Genomic DNA, 20,200 nt, shown 5'->3' with positions numbered 1-20,200 from the left:
TCTTTGCGCTCGCAGGGAATCAGGCTGCGGCCGCCTGGCTTGCCGCGCGCCGTTGGCGCTTCGCCTTGCGGAAGTGCAGCAGCTCGTAGACGCACGGCACGAGGACCAGCGTCAGCAGCGTCGCGACGACAAGGCCGCCGATGACGACGATGGCGAGGCTCTGCGACACGATGCTGCCGCTCTCCGACGTGCCGAACACCAGAGGCAGCATCGCGCAAACGGTAGCGATCGCCGTCATGAGGATCGGACGCATCCGTGTGCCCGCCGCTTCGATCAGCGCTTCGCGGATCGGCATGCTTGCCTCGTTTTTCTTGACGCGATCGATGAGCACGATCGCGTTCGTGACGACGATGCCGATCAGCATGACAACGCCGAAGATCGCGGTAAAGTCGGGCGTCACGCCGGTGACGATCAAGCCGAGCACGGCGCCGATCGGCACGAACAGAATCGAGGCCAGGATCGCGAGCGGCGCCCGCAGCGTCTTGAACGTGAACACCATGATCAGATAGACGATGCCGATCGAGATGAGCATCATCATGAACAGGCTCGCGAAGTCGGCGTTCTGGTCGGCGGACGCGCCCCCGACGAACAGCTTCACGCCGTCTGCCGGTTTGATATCCTTCATCGCTTCGGAGATCTTGCCGCCGACGATCGACAGCTGGGCCGCCTCTACCGTCGCGCTGACGCGGACATACGTCTTTCCGTCCTTGCGGTAGGTTTCCGTCGGCTGGTCGCTCTTGACCCACTCGGCGATCTGGGACAGCTTTTTCGGACCTTCGTCCGTCGCTACGGTCAGATCGTTCAGTGCGGCGGAAGAGCCGGGCACGAGCAGCGGTTCGAGCGAAACGGCGAGCAGCTGGCCGTCCTTGACGACGTTGCCGAGCGGCACCGCGTTCAGCATGCCCTGCAGCTGCGATACGATATCCGATGCCTTTGCGACCGTAGGGTCGACTTGCAGCGTATAGACGGTTTTGCGTTCCTGCTGATTGCTTGCGACCTTGAGCACGTCTTTAATCGGCTTGATCTTGCCCATGACAAGGTCGGCGGTCTTGGTCAGCGCTTCCGGATCGTCGCCGACGATGTCGACGAATACCTGGCTGCCTCCGCTGCCGAACATGAGCGAGCCTGCGGATGCGGTCAGTTCGGCGCCGGGATAGCTCGCGCGCTCGTTCTTGACCGACTCGATGATTTTTTCGGCGTCGGCCTTCGGCTTCATCTGAATCGTATAGTCAACACGGGTAGGCGACTTGACGTTGCCGTACATGGCGGCGTCCCCGCTGTTGCCCATGTCCATGTTGACCCACTCTTGGCCCTCTTGCTTCAGGAGGAACGCCTCGAGCTTTTTGCCGTTCTCGAGCACGTCGGCGACCGGCGTATCCTGTGGATACGATAGCTGCACGCTGACACTCGAAGCGTCGGAAGAGTCGATCGCGCCTTTCGGCAGACTGAAGTAAGTCGCGATCGAGCCGACGAGCAGAAACAGCGCGACGAGCAGCGGCAGCCACTTGTGTCTCAGATTCCATTCGAGGAACCCGCCGAAACGCTTGGAAGGCTGGTGCTCCTTGATCTCGGAACGCTTGAGCAGTCCCGCGCTCATGAGCGGGATAACGGTCAGCGCGACGAGCAGCGAGGACAGCAGCGAATAAGTAACGGTCAAGGCGAACGGCAGAAGGAACGACTGCAGCGAGCCGCGGAGCAGTCCCATCGGCAGGAATACAGCCACCGTCGTGAGCGTCGAAGCGGTAATCGCCGTGAACACTTCCTTGGTCGCGTCGATAACGAGCGAGACGGAAAATTTCTCCTTCTGGAGCCTGCGGAAAATATTTTCAATAACGACGATGCTGTCGTCTACGAGCCGTCCGACGGCGACGGCCACGCCGCCCAGCGTCAGAATGTTGAGACTGATGCCCGACAGATCGAGCAGATATAAAGTCAAACCGAGCGACAGCGGGATCGAAACGATCGTGACGAGCGTAGCGCGGAGGTTGCGCATAAACAGCAGGATGACGACGGTGGCGAACAGTGCGCCCATCAGCACTTCGCGCATCATGCTGTTCACGGAGTGAACGACCTGGTCCGAGGTGCTCATGATGACCTTAAGCTCCATGCTCCCGTCCTCTTCCATCAGCCGGTCGGCCGTCTTCGCGACTTCCTTGCCCACGCTGACGGCATTCGCGTTGGCGCCTTTGGAGACGACGATCATAAGCGCGTCCTTGCCGTCGATGCGGCTCACGCTCTCCTGTTCGTCGGACTGGGCCACGCTGGCGACGTCGGACAGCTTCACGCCCGGCGCCACCGGCAGCTTGGCGACGTCCTCCGCGCTGCCGAGCTCGGCGCTCACGTTCAGGTTGACGGCTTCGCCGTCAAGCACGGCCGCGCCGACCGATGCCGACGCGGTGCGACCTTGCAATACCCCGTACAAAGCCTGTGCCGGCACGCCTTTGGCTGCGAGCTTTGCAGCGTTGGGCGTGATGACGATGCTCGGGCTCGACTTGCCCGACAGCTGAACCTGGCCTGCGCCGTCGATCGCACGGAAGGCATCCACCGCGCGGGCTTCGGCTTTGGCCTTTTCCGCATCGCTCAGGCCGTCCTTGAATGTCAGCGACAGGAACGAGATCGGAATCATCGACGTGTTGTACTGGATGACGTACGGCTTCGATACGCGCTCGGGCAGCTGCACGGCTGCCGACGCCTTCTCGACCTCGGCTTTCGCCTCCGACATGTCGGTTTTCGAATCGAAGTTCAGATTGACCTGCGCGTATCCGTCTCCCGAAGTCGACAGCATGCTCGTCTTGCCCTTGATCGCGGACAGCGCCTGCTCGAGCGGGTCCGTCACCTCCCGTTCCATGGTGGCGGTGTTGTAGCCCGGACCGATAACGCTGACCGTCACCTGCGGGTTGTCGGCTTCGGGCAGAAACTCCATGGGCAGCTTAAAATAGCTGAAGACGCCCAGGCCCAGCGTCATGACGACCAAAATGACGATCGCCGCCTTGTTTTTGAATACGCCTTGAATAAATGAACTCACGTTAAAATAGCCCCTCTCCTCTTGCTTGCATCAGCTACGATCAAGCATAAAGGAGAAGGGACCGCAGGCAACAACGGCCAGAGACCGGACCTTCTCTCCGACTTAAGTCTTAGTCGGAATCGGACCCGGGCCGCTTCCAATGTCTTCCTGAGCGCAAAAAAACCGCCCCCAAGGAGGCGGTTGGAACCATCGTACGCCAGCAAAGCGCGGTCAGGCTTGCTGCGAACGCGACGAGGCGCGGTCGGAGCTCCGGTAACCGGCGAGCAGGCCGAGCGCGCCAAGCGACAGCAGACCGGACACGATAAAAGGGAGTCCGGCTTGGGCGGACAGGAGCGCGGCTCCGAGCAGCGGACCGACGATGCGGCCGAGACTGTCCATGGAGGAGCTGAGACCGGAGGCGACGCCTTGGGAGACGGTCGTCTTTTGCGTAATCAACGAAGTGACGCAAGGCTTGATGAGCGAGTTGCCGACGCCGAAAATGCAGAGGTAGACGGAAGCGGCGATCCAGCTCTGGGCCGTCAGCAGAAGGAAAAAACCCGCCGCGGAGATGACAAGCCCCACTGCGATATAGCGGCTCTCTTGCCCTGGCTTGACGCGCCGCCGCACGATCCCGCCTTGCACGAGCGCGCCGACCAGGCCGCAGAAGAAGAACATGAGTCCGATCTTGCGCGGCGTGACGTCGAACTTGTCGATGCCGTACAGCTGCAGCGTGCCTTCCAAAATGGCCAGCGAGAACGTGACAAAAAAGGCGAGCACGTACAGCTGCTTAAGCGGTCCTTGAAAGGCGGTCCAGCGGGACTCGCGCCTCTGCAGTCTGGCCGCTTCGCGCTTGTCCGCCGTAAGCGACTCGGGCAGCTTGAGCCAGGCGGCGAAAAACGTGAGCAGTGACAACGCGGCCGCGGCGAAAAACGGCGTATTCAAGGAGAACAAATTGCTCAGCTCCCCGCCGATAAAAGGGCCGAACGTAAAGCCCATGCCGATGCTCATGCCGACGACGGCCATGCCCTTCGTCCGGTTCTCCTCGGACGTAATGTCCGCGACGTAAGCGACGATACATGCCGTGACCGCGCCGGAGAACAACCCCCCGAGCAGCCGCGACGCGTACATGATCCACAGGTTTCCGTCCGCGAGTCCGAAAATCAGGAAGCTGACGGCAAACCCGAGTACGCCGATCATGATGACCGGCCTGCGTCCGATCCGCTCGGATATGCCGCCCCATACGGGAGACAGCAGGAACGACACGAACGAGTAAAGCGACAGCATGCCGCCCGTATGCCAGTTCGCCGATTCCGGGCTGGCGTCCGTCACCAGCTGCGGCAGGATCGGTATGATGATGCCGAATCCCACGAATACGGTGAACAACATAAGTCCTACGATGATCAGCCTGCTTTTCACGTCTTTTTCTCCTTTAACCCTATTAAAGACCCGCGCCCGAAATCGATCGGGAGCCGGCCTTCCTCTTTACCTCATATGGTAGCACAACACCCGGACCGTTCCAAATGAAAGCGCATGACGTTTTGGTGACGGCTCGCCGCGCGTCCCCGGCATGCGCGGCGGGCTCCCGCAGCTTGTTCCGACGGTGCGTTTCAACGGTTGCAATCCCCCGCGGTTTTGCTATACTCATGCTTGTTCGCAATCTATGTTCGGCATTGAAAGGCAGTGAGGCTAAAGTGGACCACTCCCGCACGCCCTTGTTCGATGCGCTGCTGCGCCACAAGGAACGCAATCCCGTCCAGTTCCACATCCCCGGCCACAAGAAGGGCGCGGGCATGGATCCCGAATTCCGCAGCTTCGTAGGCCAGAACGTTCTGGACATCGACCTGATCAATATCGCGCCGCTTGACGACCTCCACCAGCCGGTGAGCGTCATTCTCGAAGCGCAGCGGCTCGCCGCCGACGCCTTCGGCGCCGACGCGACGTTCTTCTCCGTACAGGGCACCAGCACGGCGATCATGGCGATGATCCTGTCCGTATGCGGCAACGGCGACAAGATCATCGTTCCGCGCAACGTGCACAAATCGATCCTGTCGGCGATCATCTTCGCCGGTGCGCGGCCCGTCTTTCTGTCGCCCGCGCGCGACCGCAATCTGGGAATCGATCACGGCGTGACGACCCAGTCGGTCCGCAGGGCGCTCGAGCGCCACCCCGACGCGGCCGCGGTGCTCGTCATTAATCCTACCTATTACGGCGTGTGCGCCAACCTGAAGGAGATCGTGGATCTCGTCCACGAGTATGACATCCCGGTGCTCGTCGACGAAGCGCACGGCGCGCTCATTCACTTTTCTGACGAGCTGCCGCTGTCCGCGATGGCGGCCGGCGCCGATATGGCCGCGACGAGCATGCACAAGCTCGGCGGTTCGATGACGCAGAGCTCGGTGCTCAACGTCAGAGGCGCACTCGTCAACGTCAAGCGCGTGCAGACGATTCTGAGCCTGCTGACGACGACGTCGACCTCGTACCCGCTGCTCGCCTCGCTCGACGCGGCGCGGCGTCACCTGGCGATAAACGGCCGCGAGCTGGCCGCAACCGCAGTTGCAAGAGCCGAGCGCGCGCGAGCGGAGATCAACGGGATCCCCGGACTGTATTGCTTCGGCGAGGATATTCTGGGCGAGGAAGCAACCTTCGATTACGACCAGACCAAGCTGACGATCCATGTCCGCCATCTGGGCATCACCGGCTACGACGCGGAGAACTGGCTGCGGGACAAGCACCGGATCGAGGTCGAGCTGAGCGATATGTACAATATTTTGTGTCTCGTGACGCCGGGCGACGACGATACGACGATGGGCATCCTGCTCTCAGCCCTGCGCGAGCTCTCCGACAGTTATATGGGCAAAGGCGAGATCAAGGAGCTGGTCGTCGAGATCCCGCAGATTCCGCATCTCTCCCTTACGCCCAGAGACGCTTTCTATGGCGAGACGGAGATCGTGCCGTTCCGCGCGTCGGCGGGCAGGATTATCGCCGAATTCATTTACGTTTATCCGCCGGGCATTCCGATCCTGCTGCCGGGCGAAGTCATCTCACAGGACAACATCGACTACATCGTCGATCACCTGGAGGTCGGGTTGCCCGTCAAGGGTCCCGAAGACCGCAACGTCGAGTTCGTCAAAGTCATCGTCGAGGAGACCGCCATCTCTTAATCGGACATAAAAAGAGCCAATCCTTCAAATGACGGCTTCGTCGCCCATTTGAACGGATTGGCTTTTTTGTGCGAGGGTCAGTCCGCTTCCTGCGCGGCCAGCTCCTCGTACACCTTCATAACGCGTTCCCATTCTTCATCGTCTTCGATGTTGACCAGGACTTCGTCCTCGCCGTCTTCCTCGATCCGGAAGATGACGCCGTCGTCGTCAGGATCGTTGCGGTCGAGCAGCACAGCGTAAGCTTGATCCCCGCTCTCGAACGTATACACCAGCACCATCTCGTGCTCGTTGCCATCCTCGTCGGTCACGACGAATACGGCTTCATCGTGCTCGTGATCGCAGTTTTCGTCATGAACATGATCGCTCATGGGAGAACCTCCGTTCATCGGTTAAATTAGTCTTCGCCCTATCCTATCACTAACCCACTACCGGGTCAAACGACGCGACAAAGCCGCGTTCCTAAGTCCGCGGCCCTTGCACATTCCGCGACTGGCGCGGCTTATTTGGCGAATACGGTCTTCTCCGACACAACCTGATACGAACCGCCGTCGGCCGACCTCATCCAGAAACGGATTGTGTACTTGCCCACGCTGCTGAAGTTATAAGCATAGTCGCCGCTCGTGAACCAGAAGTTATCCTTGTCCGTGGGGAAGTCGCTTTCCTTGCTCGTATGCGTCTCGATTTCTTTTTCGTCGCCGTAAGGATCGGCGATCGTCACTTTGAACGCATTGATCGACACGCTCAGATTGTCCACCTGCGAAAATACCTTAAAGCTCTTTTTGCCGCGCTCCACGCCTCCGAACGGCTTGCTGCCGTCCATCAAAAACATGTGCACGTTCGGCTTGACGATCGACACCTTCTTGGACGAGTCGTCCCAGATGACGAGCGCCTTCATAATATCAGCCAGGCTGCGGACGCCTACGTAAGCCTTGCCGTCCTCAAGCATCCCCTGGTCGTCCAGCTCCTGCTTGTTGATGACGATCCGCACCTTCTGTACGATCGTGTCCGCGTATATGGCGGAGCCGCCGACCAGGGAAAGCGCGACGGTCAATATCAGAAGCCTGCGCAGCTTCATTACCTATCCCTCCGATTTCGCCGCAAGTTGACAAACGATATTTTTGTTGTATGTAAACGTATATACCACTGCCGTTCGCAAAAGTTGCGGTAAGGGGAGAGATTAAAGTTTCGGGACGATTCGACCGATAATCCGAATTGTCGGCAGGACGGATCGGAATATGCGGTTGCCCGGGAAATGCTCTCCCCTTCCGTTTATTTCCCCGTTCGCTTCACCCCTTTTTGGGAAGCGTAAGGACGCAAGGGACGCCCTTGCCGAGCGCGCCCGGCTTCGACATCCGTTCGAGGTACGCGATGCCTCGCGCGCACGGCGTCTTGCATACTGCGCATACGTCCGACAAGACGACCTTCATCTGCGGCTGGACATGCTCGGCGTGCACTTTTTTCTTGGCTCCGCCTTTAGCGCTTTTGGTCTGGCTGGCTGGCTTGCTCATCTCGCGCTTCTCCCCCGGCGGCCGTGTGCGGAGCGCCAGAATAATTTATGCATGCAAAAGCCCGGACGCCACTGACGGTCCGGTATGGGAATTGATATCTTCTGCTGCCTCATAAATTATGGTACAGTAATTTAGAATTTACGGTCGGGTGCTCGTAGGGGCTGGTCACGGGAGGCTGCTGATGGATATTCGGATGCTGGGTTGCGGAAGCGCGTTCGCCAAGGAATTTTACAATAACAACGCCATCGTCTACGCGGGGGGCAAGAAGCTCCTGCTCGACTGCGGGACGACCGCGCATGTGGCCATGCACAAGCTCGGCATCGCCCTGCCGGAACTCGACGGCGTGCTGATCACCCATATTCACGCGGATCATGTCGGCGGACTTGAGGAGCTCGCCTTTCAACTAAAGTTTCAGTTCAAACGACGGATTCCTTTATATATCGCAGATTCGCTGACCGGCATACTGTGGGAGCATTCGCTTCGGGGCGGACTCGAGCAAGAAGGCTTGCTCTCGCTGGCCGATTATTTCGACGTCCGGCCGTTGCGGGAAGAAACGCCTTACGAGGTACTGCCCGGACTTACCGCAGAGCTGCTGCGTACGCCGCATATCCCGGGAAAGCTAAGTTACTCCATTTTATTCGGACCGTCCTTCTTCTACTCGTCCGACATGATTTTCGAGCCCGAGCTGCTCCGGCAGCTTGTCGCCGAACGCGGCGTGAAGACGATATTCCACGACTGCCAGCTGGAGCCGCCGGGCGTCGTACATACTTGTCTTCCGCAGCTGTTGACGCTGTCTGAGGATTTGCAGCGCAGAATCTATCTAATGCATTACGGGGATGCGCAGCCGGCCTACGTCGGCCGCAGTGGCGAGATGAAGTTCGTCGAACAACACCGCTTGTACAGCTTTTAGCATACAACGCTTCATGTTAGAAGGAGGAGATCAACATTGACAGGCTTGTGGATCGGGGCTGCAATCATCGTAGCCATCATTATCTGGCTGACGATATGGGTAACGAAAAAAGCCTACTCCAAAAAGTGGGAAGGCGACAACGACGAATAGACGTCATGCTCTACGGATGGCGCATAGACGGTCGTTAACACGGGCGCCGTATCTTCCGGCTTGGGAAGCAGGCTGCAGCCGGCAATCGATGCAGAAGCTCCGGCAATGATCAACAACCTGGCCGCACAGCGAGCGCGGCCCCGCTTGCGAACGTTCATCGGGGATTCCTCTTTTCTTCTCTCGGATATCCCCAGTCTGTACCGATTGTGCCGCTTCTATCCTTCGCGATCGAGCAGCCGTACGACCGCAATCAGTACCGTGCCGATCAGCCCGAACAGCAAGACGAGCCATAGCGTTAACAACGGGATATTGTCCATTCCCGGGAAGCGCCTCCGATTCTGTCCATACTAGCCTTAGTTGCCGGTATTCCCAGTTTACGCGGCGATTGGGCGAATCATCCCGAAGCGGCGAAAATTTTAACGAAATAAGTTGTTGACTTCGATAGCTTATCTTGCTATTATATAAAAGTCCTTCCGATTCCGATACGATCTGATAGCTCAGCTGGGAGAGCACTACCTTGACAGGGTAGGGGTCACAGGTTCGATCCCTGTTCAGATCACCATACTTTATTATGACAGAAGCCTTGCGTTGCAGGGCTTCTTTTTATTTTCGTTTCATTCCCATTCTTCATTTTATACAGCGTCTCCTTTCGTCCACACTCCCCCACGAATCGATTTTTCCTGCCATTTCTTTTCCCCCCGTTTAAAGTCAGGCTCTCCTGCTCACAATAACATCCGAAGGAGGGAATTCACCATGTTAAAAACTTCTCGCCGCAACGCGCTGCTCGCAGCGACGCTGCTGCTGGCGCTCGCCTCCCCCACGATGGCTGGCAAGGCCAGTGCCGAGACGCCGGCCGGAAGCGATCCGGCCATTTCCCGGCAGGCTCAGACGCCCGCCGCAGCCGCGCCGGTACCGAACGCAGAACGCGTGCACCGCGAAGGCCATCACCATGGCCGCAAGCACCATCGCCGTCTGAACGATATGGCCGAGGTGCTGGGCATGACGCCGGCTCAGTTGATCGATGAGCTCAAGAAAGGCAAGTCGATCGCTCAGATCGGCAAAACCAAAGGCATGAGCGAGGATCAGCTGATCAACAAGCTGCTCGATAAGGAACGCGTCCACCTGAAGGAGCAAGTCAACCGTTCCTGGACTGCCGAAGCCAAAAAAAATACGTAAAGCGGCCGCCTCCAGATCGCGGGTCGGCGCTCAGTCGACCCGCGATCTGGTCCTTCTAATATTTTTTCAAAAAACACTTTACACGGCGTTAATCTTCCTCTATAATCAATCAAGTCGCCACCAAACATGATCTGATAGCTCAGCTGGGAGAGCACTACCTTGACAGGGTAGGGGTCACAGGTTCGATCCCTGTTCAGATCACCATACTTACACGACACAGAGTTCTCGATTCGATCGAGAGCTCTTTTTTATTTTCGAATCGCAAACCAGCGTTGACTATCTTCGGAAAATGATACAAAGTGCATCTACCCTTTCCCCCTTCTCGCTTTTGTTTTTCTCGTGAACGGCCATGCGGCCGTTATCTTCTTTTTCGTACTCAGCGGCTTCGTCCTCTCGCTCCCCACTCGCCAGCCGGAAGGTCGATCACGGAAGCTATATCATAAAGCGCGCATGCACTCACCGCCAAAGAGATCATCAGTCACGCGACTGCGATCGGCCCCCTTCAAGACCGTCGATCTGAACGGCGTTATTTGGACGCTCGTGCATGAAATGCGGATATCGATTATTTTCCCTTTCGTAGTCCTGCTATTGATGGCCCGTAAATGGGGAGAAACGTTGCTTGCGCTGCCGGCACTGTCCGCATTGTCCGCCCTGACGATTGCATACGCTCATATTAACGCCGGCGATACGCTTCATTACTTGTCTTTCTTCATTCTGGGCATGCTCATCGCCAAATTCAAAAACGAGCGTCGTCGGCTACCTGGGTTATAAATATATCGAAAACTTGAACGGACGCAAAGACCGTCACACGGACGGAAGCCCGCAAGGGCTTCCTTTTTCATTTGATGCAACCTTTCGCCGCACGCTTACGTTTGAGTGGTTGACCGTTCGGGAAAAACAATCCATACAAGGAGGACACGAATATGAAAAAATCGTACAAGAGCTTGTTCGTTCTACTCGCCGTTTTGCTGTTCACCCTGTCCGCAAGCGGCTCCGCGTTCGCCTTCAACGATATTGACAAGGACGCGGGAAAAAGCTACATTGAGCAGCTTCAAAAGAAAGGCCTGATCAAAGGCGACGGCAGCGGGATGTTCAAGCCGAAAAGCGCGCTTACGGCACAATCGGCCGTCTTGCTTATCGTGAACGGCTTCGGACTCAACATTGACAACATCCGCTTTATCAAGGAGCCCAAGGCAAGCGACTTCTTTACGAAGGTCAAGGACGACGCGTATTACGCCAAAGCTTTTATCATCGCCAACCTGAACGGCCTTGAGATCCCGCGCGACATCGATCCGAACGGCAAAGTCACGCGCGAGCAATTCGCGCACTGGATTTTTAAGGCGATCAGCAAAAAGGGCGATTATGCCTGGATCGAAATGTACCAGACGTTCAAGGACGAGGATAAGGTCACGAAAGGCTACATGGACAGCGTCCAAAAGCTTCTCGTCGGCAAAATCGCATCGCTCGACAACGGGAAGTTCCGTCCGAAGGACGCCATTACCCGCAGCGAAGCCGCGGTCATCCTCGCCAAGGCGCTTACGTTCGTCAAAAACACGCAGCCCGTGCCGCCTGCGGAGCCCGAGCAGCCCGCCTCTCCGCTGACTGAAGTGAAGCTGACGACCGAAGCGTACGGCAGCGAAGCGACGAAAGTTACGATCTCTGCCCAAGCTCCGCACCCTGGCTACGGCATCGAGATTACGAACGTCGCGTTCAAGGATAAGCAGGCAATCGTCACCTATCGGGTCGTCAAGCCCGATCCGGCGAAGTTCTATCCGCAAGTGATTACGACAGTCAACGCATCCGTCTACGTGAGCAACGCCTACACCCCCGTTATCGGCGGCGAGGCGCAATAAACCATCCCGCTCAAAAGAGCCGCCGGGGATTCCCCCGACGGCTCTTCGTTTTTTTTGCATGCGCCGATTTATTCCTGGCCGGCCGTATCCAATCCCTCCGCCGACGCCGCCGTCTCCTGGCGCATAAGCTCTCGTTCCCCTGCCGCGAGCTCGGGCACGCACCAATCGATCGGCTTGAGACCGGCTTGCTGCAGGTATTCGTTTGCCTTGGAGAACGGCCGGCTGCCAAGAAAGCCGTTGTGGGCGGACAAGGGGCTGGGATGCGCCGAAGCGATCACGAAGTGCTTGCTTTTATCGATAAATGCCGCCTTCTTCTGCGCATGGCTGCCCCACAGGATGAACACGAGCGGCTCCTCCCGCTCGTTCAGCGCCGCTACGACGGCGTCGGTGAACCTCTCCCAGCCCAGTCCCTTATGAGAGTTGGCCTCGCCTTCCCGCACCGTCAACACCGCATTGAGCAGCAGGACGCCCTGCTTCGCCCAATACGACAGATTGCCGTGGCTTGGAACCGGGCAGCCGAGGTCGCTCTGAAGCTCCTTGAAAATATTGCGAAGCGACGGCGGCTGCCTCACGCCCGGCAGTACGGAAAAGCTGAGACCGTGCGCCTGCCCGGCACCGTGATACGGATCCTGGCCCAGGATGACGACCTTCGCATCCCGATAGGAGGTCAGATGAAGCGCCTCGAAAATATGGTGCATGTCGGGAAAGACCGTCCGTTCGCGGTACTCGGCCGCCAATTGCGTTTTTAACGTCTTATAATAGAGTTTGTCCAGTTCGGGTTGTAGCAGGGGCTCCCAATCGTTTTTGAACACCGCTGGCATGAGGCACGCCTCCTGATTTATGATAGCTATGAAGTGATTCTATTATATCAGAATCGATCTGTTTGCCCAAAAGGAAAAGGAGATGCGTCCCATGACTTCGATCTACTGGCACGACAACGCATTCCTGCCCGAGGAGGAAGTGCTTATCTCGCCGCATGACCGCGGCTATAACTTCGGGGATGGCATCTACGAGGTGTTCCGCGTTTATGGCGGCAGCTTGTTCGAGGCCGAAGCACACTTCGAGCGGCTCCGGCTTAGCGCAGAAGGGCTTAAGCTGGCGCTGCCCTGGGGAATCGACGGACTTCGCGCGGCAATGTCCGAATTAGTGGAACGGAACGCGCTGTCCGAAGGCACTGTATATCTGCAAATCACGCGCGGTGTGGCCGCGCGCAATCACCTCTTCCCTGCCGGCGCCGCGCCCGTCGCGCTTGCTTATACACGGGAAGTATCGCGTCCCGTTCAAACGATGGATCAAGGGATATCGGTCGTCACGCTTGAGGATATCCGCTGGCTGCACTGCAATTACAAGACGCTTAACCTGCTTGCCAACGTGCTCGCGAAGCAGGAAGCGGCGGAGCGCGGAGCCGCGGATGCCGTTCTGCACCGGGGCGGCACCGTTACCGAGAGCAGCGCTTCTAACGTTATGATCGTCAAAGACGGCACGCTCCTTACGCATCCCGCGAACAACCTGATTTTGCACGGCGTCACGCGCGCCGTGGCGCTTCGCCTGGCGCTGGCCGCGGAGATCCCTACCCAGGAGCGCCCTTTCTCTCTGGACGAGCTATACGAGGCCGACGAGGCGTTCGTGACGGGCACGACCGTAGAGATCACGCCAATCGTAGCCGTAGACGGCCGCGAGGTGGGCGACGGCAAGCCCGGTCCGATCACGCGCAGGCTGCAGCACGAGTTCGCAGCCGCCATCGGACTGGCGCAATAATAAACGGCTCCGCCGCGCAACAAGCGCCAGCGGAGCCGTTCCTTTATTAAACCTCGATGCTGAACACCACATACCGGTTCAGCTGCTTCTCATCCTTCTCCGCCTTATCCACGACCCTGTAAGAATCGGCGTCCTCTTCCTGAATGACGAAGTACGACCGCTCGTGCTCCCTGAACAGTTTTTTGGCCAGATCGATCGCGTATTGCTTCATCATGCCGTAATACCCCGCTTCCTCTTCACTTCACAAGGACTGCTTATCTATTACCTTCTCATCAATTCAACGCCGGAGGCGGATTTCCTGCCGGAATTAATGGATGCGAGCATTAACCGGTTTGCAATTGAAATTGAAAAACGAATTTATATATACCCTTGCGGGGTATGGTATAGTGTAGTTAAAAAAGGAGGCGAACATGATGAAAAAATGGTTGGTTGTCCTCGGCTTGTCAGCTTCGCTTGCATTAAGCGGCTGTGCGAACGTAGATGTCGAGGGCGGCATGAAAGGCATGAACCATCAGTCACATTCCAGTTCGACAAACATTCCGAACTTAAAGGAAGCGCATGCCCCGGTGTTCCCGGTCGGAAGCAAGATTACGATTCATTCCGATCATATGGAAGGAATGAACGGCGCCCGGGGGACCGTTTCCGGTGCGTACGCAACAACGATATACGCGGTAACCTACCAGCCATCCCCAGGCGGCAAGACCGTGCACGAGCACAAGTGGGTCATCCAGGAAGAGATAAAAGATGCCGGCGGGAAGCCCTACGCCCCGGGCGATAAGGTCATCCTAAACGCAGACCATATGGCAGGCATGATGGGCGCCGACGCCACCATCGATCTCGCAGTGGAGGGGACCGTCTATTCAGTAGACTACCAACCGACCTCCGGCGAAAATACGGTCAAAGATCATCGTTGGGTAACGGAAGACGAATTGTCCGCCGGATAAATTCATCACCAGTTTTAAATTGAGCTGGAATTTATCCAGACGTTTTCGGCGAAAAAGCAAAGCGCCGAATACGGAGGCCGCATTCAGCGCTTTGCAGGTCATGCTATTTTACGATTGCTCGCATCCGTTCACATTAGATCGTGCGATCAGGAGCGTCCGCCTTGGCGGCCCGCCTCTTCGCGGCTCATGCCGTCGCGATCGTCGCTCTGGCTGCGGTTGCCGCTGCCGCCGCGAGCTTCGCCGCCCTTTTCGCCGATCTCTTGGTAAAAGTCCCTGTCATGCGTCCTTGAAGTCGCTTCTCCACCCATACGTCCTGCTTCCTCGCGGCTCATCTTGTTGTCGTCGTTGCGTGCCATTCAGAATCACTCCTTAGGGTTTATCGGGCTTGCCTGCCCACGGTATATGTACCCTTACCAGGTTAGCCTGAACGGAAAATGAGAGCTTTCTCACGACAATATGTCGGATGTGGCTGCTCAAACGAAAACGCTCCACTTTATTCATTTCGCAGGATTCGCGAATGAATAAAGTGGAGCGTGTTGTTAGTCATATGTAGGATTGCAATCGTACCGCGAGACTTCCGTTGTCGACAACGTCAACCCCAGCAGCCTATGAAAAACATAATGCCGAGGACGGGGGTCGAACCCGTACGATGGTCACCCATCGCAGGATTTTAAGTCCTGTGCGTCTGCCAATTCCGCCACCCCGGCATGGATGGATGCGGGAGCTTGACCGTTCCTCGCTGTGGTGGGCCCTGAGGGACTCGAACCCCCGACCAATCGGTTATGAGCCGACAGCTCTAACCACTGAGCTAAGGGCCCTCGTCATGATCCTACGAGGAAGCTAAAATTGGTTGCGGGGGCAGGATTTGAACCTGCGGCCTTCGGGTTATGAGCCCGACGAGCTACCGGGCTGCTCCACCCCGCGTCGTTAAACGATCAAGTGTCCCTCAATGGCGACAAGAATTAATATACCGCACAAAGAGATCTTCCGTCAAGGAAAATTCGCTATTCTTTTTAACTTTTTTCCTCTTTTTCTTTTGACCCTGTCTCCGAAGCGACGCCGGCTTCCTTTTCGGCCATCTCCGCCAGCTTCTGAAGCAGGATATGCTGCGGCATGTGCATCAGATGCTCTAGCGGCACCTTCAGATGTGCGGCAAGCTTCTGCGCGGTATCCGCGGACAGCGGCATTCTCCTCATCTGCTTCCCCTCCTGTCCTAAAAAATGGAGCGGGTGAGAGCCGCTCTTCTTTCCCTCGACGATACCACAGCAAGAGGACCCGCCGCAACCGTAGGCTGCAACGGGTCCTTCCGAACGCGATTACGGCATGTACCGGACGCCGAACTTTCCTTTTCTCGAACGGTACACTTCGACTTCCCGCGGCATCTCGACGCCGAACAGCCAGCCGTCGTTCTCGATGCGGCGCACGAGGCATCCCGCCTGGAATTTGCTATCGTAGAGCCGCGACCAGTACACCCAATTCATCCCTTATCCGTCCCTCCGGAATGTGGTCGTTATGGGTATAGGATGCTCGAATCGGATACGATTTAACCCCGACGGCCGGCATGGTAGACGCTTTCTTATTGTTCGATCGCGACTGCCTCCCCTGCGGCCGCCCGCAGCATATTTTTCATGCCCGATTGCGCGGCATCCCTGTACGTCTGCAGCTCCGAGGATAAATCTCCCGTCGGATTCAGCTTGATTTTCTGCAGCAGCTCGTTGCCCTTGCTGTCCCACTCGGCCAGCGCCTCGTCTACCGTCTTCTTGCCTTCGGCCGCCTCCTGGAACAGATAGCCGCCGAGCTCCGAGATCAGGTTGAGATTCGGACGCTCGCGGTACAGCGCTTGGTCGGCCTCGCCGAGATCGTCGGTATTCACCTTGACATTGGTGAACGCTTCGATGCGGTAGTTGGCGCCGTCTTTAGGCTGGATATACTTCTGCCGCACGCTGAGCTCTCCCTGGCTTCTTGCCTTGAACTTCGCCACTTCCTCGCTGTTCATATGCTTGATGAACGCCCATGCATCGTCCGGATTGGCGCTCTTCGCATTGATCGAGGCCAGATTGGACAAATACACGCCGTTCGAGCCCCCGCTCTCAAGCTGCGGCATGGACACGACGTCCCACTCGAGCGCCTGCGCGTTTTTCATTTTGCTCACGTTTTTGTTGTAATTAATCAGCTCGTTCACCATATAATAGCCGCCGACGACCATCGCGATCTTGCCGCCGATGAATCCGTTACCTTGGTATGGGTTGTATGCATAGCTGCCGTCGGAAGACGCCATGGAAGCGGTTTGCTGCATGTCTTCGGCATGCGGGATTACACGGTCTTTATAGAGCTGGATCGGCCTGGTCCACGCATCGGCCCACGTCTTCGTATGGACGGTCATCTTCTCCCCGGTCGTATCGAACATTCTCATTTGCGAGAAGCTCGCGACCGTAGATTGGGCGTCATACATGCTTAGCCCGCCGCCGTAGTTGTTAAAAGCGAATCCATACACCGCATCCTTGTCTTTGCCGCTTTTCATCGATTGGGCCACGGCGAACAGCTCGTTCCACGTCATGCCGTCTCGGGGCGGCTCTACCTTCGCATTCGCGAACAGCTTTTTGTTGTAAAAGACAGCATTGCTTGAAAAGGTCGGCGACAGGCCGTAAATGCGGCCGTCTCCCTGCGCCTTGATCGTGTCCATGACGGCCGGCAAAAAGTCGGACAAATCCATCTTGTCCTGCTTGATATAATCGTCGAGCGGCTTCAGGAGATTGTCCGATGCCATCTTTTTCATAGACACGATATCCGTCATGACCACGTCAACCGGGTTATCGCCCGACATCACCGCCCGCAGGTTTTCTTGCGGATCCTGCTGTTGCTGCTTTTTTCGCTCTTCGTCGGTCGCGAACTGCATACTTGAATAATCGGTGCCGTATACGAATTCGATGTCGATATTCCCGTGGTCCACCTCGAACATATCGGTCATCTGCTGCCGATAATACGATTCGCTCTCCTTGCTTCCGTACATCATGCCGATCCGCAGCGTTCTGCGCTCCTTATCGCCGCTCTCCGGGCCATTCGTGCAAGCGCCGAGCGTAGGTACAGCTACCAGAAGCGTTGCAAGCGCGAAGCCCCAGCTTTTGTTTAATTTCTTCATCATTGAATTGTCCCCCTCGAGTTTCCTCAACCGGTAATATATTCCGCTCGTCGCCGAAAAAAAGCACGATCAGTTCAAAAGATGACTGATCGCGCAAAGCTAGCAGATCGTGATGAATAGCGAAAGTCCCGAAAAAACGATGATTTATAAGTTCAGGTCAATCAGTCCAGCGGCCTGACTACGCCGCCGCCGCCGTACACATCGCCACCGATGCCCGGATCGAACTGGCCCTTCGGGTTCAGCTTGATCTTCTGCAGCATGTCGTTGCCTTTTTCCTCGTATTCCTTGAGCGCTTGCTTGACGGACAGCTTGCCGCTCAGCACCTGCTGGAATTCGCTGCTGCCCAGCTGATTGATGTAGTTCAGGTTCGGACGCTCCTGCAGAAGCTTGGCGTCGGCCAGGGATTGCTGCGGAGCCGGCTGCAGCTGCGTAAACGCGTTGATGTTGTAGTTCATGCCGTCGCGCGGCTTGATGAACGATTTGCGGGCCGTCATTTCGTAGCTGCTGCGGGACTTCAGCTTCGCCCAGTCTTCGCCGTTCATGAACTTGACGAAAGCCCAGGCATCGTCCGGGTTGGCAGCCTTCGCGTTGATGCTCGTCAGCGCGCTCAGCGTGATGTTCGTACCGACGCCCGGCGCTTCGTTAATGAATTGCGGCACCGTCACGACATCCCAGTCGAGCTTCGTCATCTTCAGCTTTTCATAGTTTTTGTTGTAGGTCTCAAGATCGTTCAGCATGTAATACTGACCGAGCACCATCGCCATTTTGCCGGAGAAGAAGAGCTGGTTCTGGTACGGGTTGTAGACCTGGTTGCCGTCGCCGCCGGCGACTTCCTTGTTTTGCGCCTCGTAAATCTTCTGCATGTCTTCCTGGGTCGGCACGACGTGCTTTTTGTACAGATCGGCGATCGTCGTCCATACCTTTTCCCATTGCGGCGTATTGACGAGCATCTTTTCGCCTTTTTCGTCGTATACCCGCAGGTTCAGCGGCGCGGCATACTGCGTCATGTCGGAGAAGCCGTCGCTCGCTCCCCATTGGTTGAAGGAGAAGCCGAACGTCGCGTCCTTGCCGCCTTTGCCGTCTCCAAAGCGCTTGGCGAGGTTGATGACATCGTCCCAGCTCATGCCGTCGTGCGGCGGCTCGATGTTGTTTTTCTGGAACAGCGTCTTGTTGTAGAACAGCGCCGAAGGCACGAAGGTCGGCGTCAAAGCGTACAATTGGTTGTCTCCGACCTGCTTGATGCCGTCGATGACCGAAGGCACGTAATCCGTCAGGTCGATCTTGTCTTCCTTGATGAGCGGGTCGAGCGGCTTCAGCATGTTTTCCTGGACGAGCTGGCTCAGCATGGCCGTAGAGTCGACGATCATGACGTCAACCGGGTTGGCGCCCGTCATGATTTCTTTGACTTTTGCGAGCTGGTCGACGTTTTGCTGCTTGTCGGGCTCTTCGAACTGCTGCTCCGTCCAGTCGATCGCGGGTACGAGCTCGATATCGATATTTTTATGCGTATATTCGAAAAGGTCGGTGTACTGCTGGCGATAATACGATTCGTCCTGCGAGCTGCCGTACATCATCCCGATGCGCAGCGTGCGGCGGTTGTTCGGATCGTCTTCGTTCTTGTCGTTGCACGCTGCGAGCAGCGGCACGAGCAGGCTTAGCGTCAGGCCGCCGGCCACGACGCGTCTAACTGTTTTCTTTCTTTGGTCCATCATGCGGATTCCCCCTCGTTTGATTTGGGTCCGCGGATGACGATCTTGTCTCCGTCGAACTCCATCGTTGCCTTGTCTCCGATCTCAAGCTGCTTCAAATATTCCTTGGGCACCTGCAGCCGCCCGACGCGGTCGACGACGACAAACGCCTCGTGCACGTCGTCGTTCACGCCCACGCCGCTAAGCGGCGGCGCGCCGTCCAGGTTCGGATTGCGCTTGATGAACTCGGTGCTCGTCAGTCCGTCGCGGATCGCGACGACGCGGTCGACCTTGCCGGCGAGCGACAAGTCGTGCGTGACGATGACGATCGTCAGGCCCATCTCGCGGTTGAACTTGCGGAAGATGTCCATGATGATATCGGACGTCCGCGAGTCGACCGAGCCCGTCGGTTCGTCGGCGAGCAGCATCTTCGGGCGGTTGGACAGCGAGATCGCGATCGCGACCCGCTGCTGCTCCCCGCCCGAGAGCTGCGTCAGCTTGTTGTGCATCCGTTCCTTGAGCCCGACCCACTCCAGCAACTGCTTGGCGTAAGCGCGGTCGACCTTGCCGTTGAACATCATCGGCATCTCCACGTTCTCGAGCGCCGACAAGTACGGCAGCAGGTTGCGCGCGTTGTTCTGCCAGATAAAGCCGACCGTCTCTCGCTTGTACTTCACCAGGTCGTGGTCGGTGACCTTCAGCAGGTCCCAGGGTCCGACCCGTACCTGGCCGGCGGAAGGCCGGTCCAGACCGCCAAGAATATTAAGCAGCGTCGACTTGCCGCTGCCGCTGTTGCCGATGATCGCCATCATCTCGCCGTCCTTGACGGACAAGTTGAGCCCTTGCAGGGCGACGACCTCCAGATCGTCGGTCTTGTAAATTTTGACGAGTCCTTCGCAATCGATCATG

General features: G+C 57.3%; 19 protein-coding genes, 5 tRNA genes and 1 pseudogene. 9 read left to right on the top strand and 16 right to left on the bottom strand.

Annotated elements, in window-relative coordinates:
• Window positions 1-19 precede the first annotated feature (19 nt).
• Window positions 20-3,025 (bottom strand): efflux RND transporter permease subunit, encoded by a 3,006-nt coding sequence (locus ACFSR7_RS32395; protein WP_378168772.1) that lies wholly within the window; start codon window positions 3,023-3,025, stop codon window positions 20-22.
• A gap of 210 nt (window positions 3,026-3,235) precedes the next feature.
• On the bottom strand, window positions 3,236-4,420 hold the full coding sequence (locus tag ACFSR7_RS32390; protein ID WP_378168770.1) for an MFS transporter: 1,185 nt from the start codon (window positions 4,418-4,420) through the stop codon (window positions 3,236-3,238).
• A 275-nt stretch (window positions 4,421-4,695) separates the two neighbouring features.
• On the opposite strand from ACFSR7_RS32390, the gene ACFSR7_RS32385 reads away from it, so the two are divergent.
• Window positions 4,696-6,165 carry an aminotransferase class I/II-fold pyridoxal phosphate-dependent enzyme gene (locus ACFSR7_RS32385; RefSeq protein WP_378168768.1) on the top strand — a complete coding sequence of 490 codons (1,470 nt, stop codon included), beginning with the start codon at window positions 4,696-4,698 and terminating at the stop codon, window positions 6,163-6,165.
• 77 nt (window positions 6,166-6,242) lie between these two features.
• Here ACFSR7_RS32385 and ACFSR7_RS32380 read toward each other — a convergent pair whose 3' ends face one another.
• From ACFSR7_RS32380 to ACFSR7_RS32370, 3 genes are all read right to left on the bottom strand, one after another.
• A complete protein-coding gene (locus ACFSR7_RS32380) occupies window positions 6,243-6,533 on the bottom strand; it encodes a DUF1292 domain-containing protein (RefSeq protein ID WP_090115327.1) in 291 nt (96 codons plus the stop codon).
• 131 nt (window positions 6,534-6,664) lie between these two features.
• A complete protein-coding gene (locus tag ACFSR7_RS32375; protein ID WP_378168766.1) occupies window positions 6,665-7,240 on the bottom strand; it encodes a stalk domain-containing protein in 576 nt (191 codons plus the stop codon).
• Window positions 7,241-7,451: 211 nt separating this feature from the next.
• Window positions 7,452-7,673, bottom strand: a complete 222-nt coding sequence (locus tag ACFSR7_RS32370) for a hypothetical protein (protein ID WP_378168764.1) — start codon at window positions 7,671-7,673, stop codon at window positions 7,452-7,454.
• 175 nt (window positions 7,674-7,848) lie between these two features.
• Here ACFSR7_RS32370 and ACFSR7_RS32365 point away from each other — a divergent pair, with 175 nt between their 5' ends.
• The 6 genes from ACFSR7_RS32365 to ACFSR7_RS32340 all read left to right on the top strand — a co-directional run bounded on the left by ACFSR7_RS32365 (window position 7,849) and on the right by ACFSR7_RS32340 (window position 11,762).
• Window positions 7,849-8,583 carry an MBL fold metallo-hydrolase gene (locus tag ACFSR7_RS32365; protein WP_378168809.1) on the top strand — a complete coding sequence of 245 codons (735 nt, stop codon included), beginning with the start codon at window positions 7,849-7,851 and terminating at the stop codon, window positions 8,581-8,583.
• A 636-nt stretch (window positions 8,584-9,219) separates the two neighbouring features.
• Window positions 9,220-9,295, top strand: a tRNA-Val gene (locus ACFSR7_RS32360).
• Window positions 9,296-9,486: 191 nt separating this feature from the next.
• Window positions 9,487-9,909 (top strand): hypothetical protein, encoded by a 423-nt coding sequence (locus tag ACFSR7_RS32355; protein WP_378168762.1) that lies wholly within the window; start codon window positions 9,487-9,489, stop codon window positions 9,907-9,909.
• Between the two features lie 128 nt (window positions 9,910-10,037).
• A tRNA-Val gene (locus ACFSR7_RS32350) sits at window positions 10,038-10,113 on the top strand.
• A 246-nt stretch (window positions 10,114-10,359) separates the two neighbouring features.
• Entirely contained in the window at window positions 10,360-10,680 is a 321-nt protein-coding gene (locus tag ACFSR7_RS32345; RefSeq protein WP_378168808.1) for an acyltransferase family protein, read from the top strand.
• A gap of 152 nt (window positions 10,681-10,832) precedes the next feature.
• On the top strand, window positions 10,833-11,762 hold the full coding sequence (locus tag ACFSR7_RS32340) for an S-layer homology domain-containing protein (protein WP_378168760.1): 930 nt from the start codon (window positions 10,833-10,835) through the stop codon (window positions 11,760-11,762).
• Window positions 11,763-11,830: 68 nt separating this feature from the next.
• Here ACFSR7_RS32340 and ACFSR7_RS32335 read toward each other — a convergent pair whose 3' ends face one another.
• Window positions 11,831-12,583, bottom strand: a complete 753-nt coding sequence (locus ACFSR7_RS32335) for a uracil-DNA glycosylase (RefSeq protein ID WP_378168758.1) — start codon at window positions 12,581-12,583, stop codon at window positions 11,831-11,833.
• A 91-nt stretch (window positions 12,584-12,674) separates the two neighbouring features.
• Between ACFSR7_RS32335 and dat the strand changes: the two genes are divergently transcribed.
• A complete protein-coding gene (gene dat, locus ACFSR7_RS32330) occupies window positions 12,675-13,520 on the top strand; it encodes a D-amino-acid transaminase (RefSeq protein WP_378168756.1) in 846 nt (281 codons plus the stop codon).
• 46 nt (window positions 13,521-13,566) lie between these two features.
• On the opposite strand, the gene ACFSR7_RS32325 is transcribed toward dat, so the two are convergent.
• A complete protein-coding gene (locus ACFSR7_RS32325; RefSeq protein ID WP_378168754.1) occupies window positions 13,567-13,734 on the bottom strand; it encodes a hypothetical protein in 168 nt (55 codons plus the stop codon).
• Between the two features lie 199 nt (window positions 13,735-13,933).
• On the opposite strand from ACFSR7_RS32325, the gene ACFSR7_RS32320 reads away from it, so the two are divergent.
• Window positions 13,934-14,464, top strand: a complete 531-nt coding sequence (locus tag ACFSR7_RS32320) for a YdhK family protein (protein WP_378168752.1) — start codon at window positions 13,934-13,936, stop codon at window positions 14,462-14,464.
• A gap of 149 nt (window positions 14,465-14,613) precedes the next feature.
• On the opposite strand, the pseudogene ACFSR7_RS32315 reads toward ACFSR7_RS32320, so the two are convergent.
• The 9 genes and pseudogenes from ACFSR7_RS32315 to ACFSR7_RS32275 form a co-directional block, all read right to left on the bottom strand.
• A pseudogene (locus tag ACFSR7_RS32315) lies at window positions 14,614-14,820 on the bottom strand (KGG domain-containing protein); the annotation flags it as partial.
• 265 nt (window positions 14,821-15,085) lie between these two features.
• Window positions 15,086-15,171 (bottom strand) — tRNA-Leu (locus ACFSR7_RS32310).
• Between the two features lie 35 nt (window positions 15,172-15,206).
• Window positions 15,207-15,282 (bottom strand) — tRNA-Ile (locus tag ACFSR7_RS32305).
• A gap of 29 nt (window positions 15,283-15,311) precedes the next feature.
• Window positions 15,312-15,388, bottom strand: a tRNA-Met gene (locus ACFSR7_RS32300).
• A gap of 89 nt (window positions 15,389-15,477) precedes the next feature.
• Entirely contained in the window at window positions 15,478-15,660 is a 183-nt protein-coding gene (locus tag ACFSR7_RS32295) for a YycC family protein (protein ID WP_378168750.1), read from the bottom strand.
• A 120-nt stretch (window positions 15,661-15,780) separates the two neighbouring features.
• A complete protein-coding gene (locus ACFSR7_RS32290; RefSeq protein WP_378115380.1) occupies window positions 15,781-15,945 on the bottom strand; it encodes a hypothetical protein in 165 nt (54 codons plus the stop codon).
• 95 nt (window positions 15,946-16,040) lie between these two features.
• Complete coding sequence (locus tag ACFSR7_RS32285; RefSeq protein WP_378168748.1) at window positions 16,041-17,606, bottom strand: ABC transporter substrate-binding protein; 1,566 nt, start codon at window positions 17,604-17,606, stop codon at window positions 16,041-16,043.
• 158 nt (window positions 17,607-17,764) lie between these two features.
• Entirely contained in the window at window positions 17,765-19,315 is a 1,551-nt protein-coding gene (locus tag ACFSR7_RS32280) for an ABC transporter substrate-binding protein (protein WP_378168746.1), read from the bottom strand.
• Window positions 19,312-20,199: an ABC transporter ATP-binding protein gene (locus ACFSR7_RS32275; protein ID WP_378168744.1), complete on the bottom strand. Its 888-nt coding sequence runs from the start codon at window positions 20,197-20,199 to the stop codon at window positions 19,312-19,314. The genes ACFSR7_RS32280 and ACFSR7_RS32275 overlap by 4 nt, the downstream gene beginning before the upstream one ends.
• Window position 20,200: the final 1 nt, after the last annotated feature.

Source organism: Cohnella sp. GCM10020058 (genome assembly GCF_042683485.1).
Classification (GTDB): domain Bacteria; phylum Bacillota; class Bacilli; order Paenibacillales; family Paenibacillaceae; genus Cohnella.
Note: the sequence above shows the minus strand (reverse complement) of the source record. Positions and strands in the feature narration are given on the sequence as shown.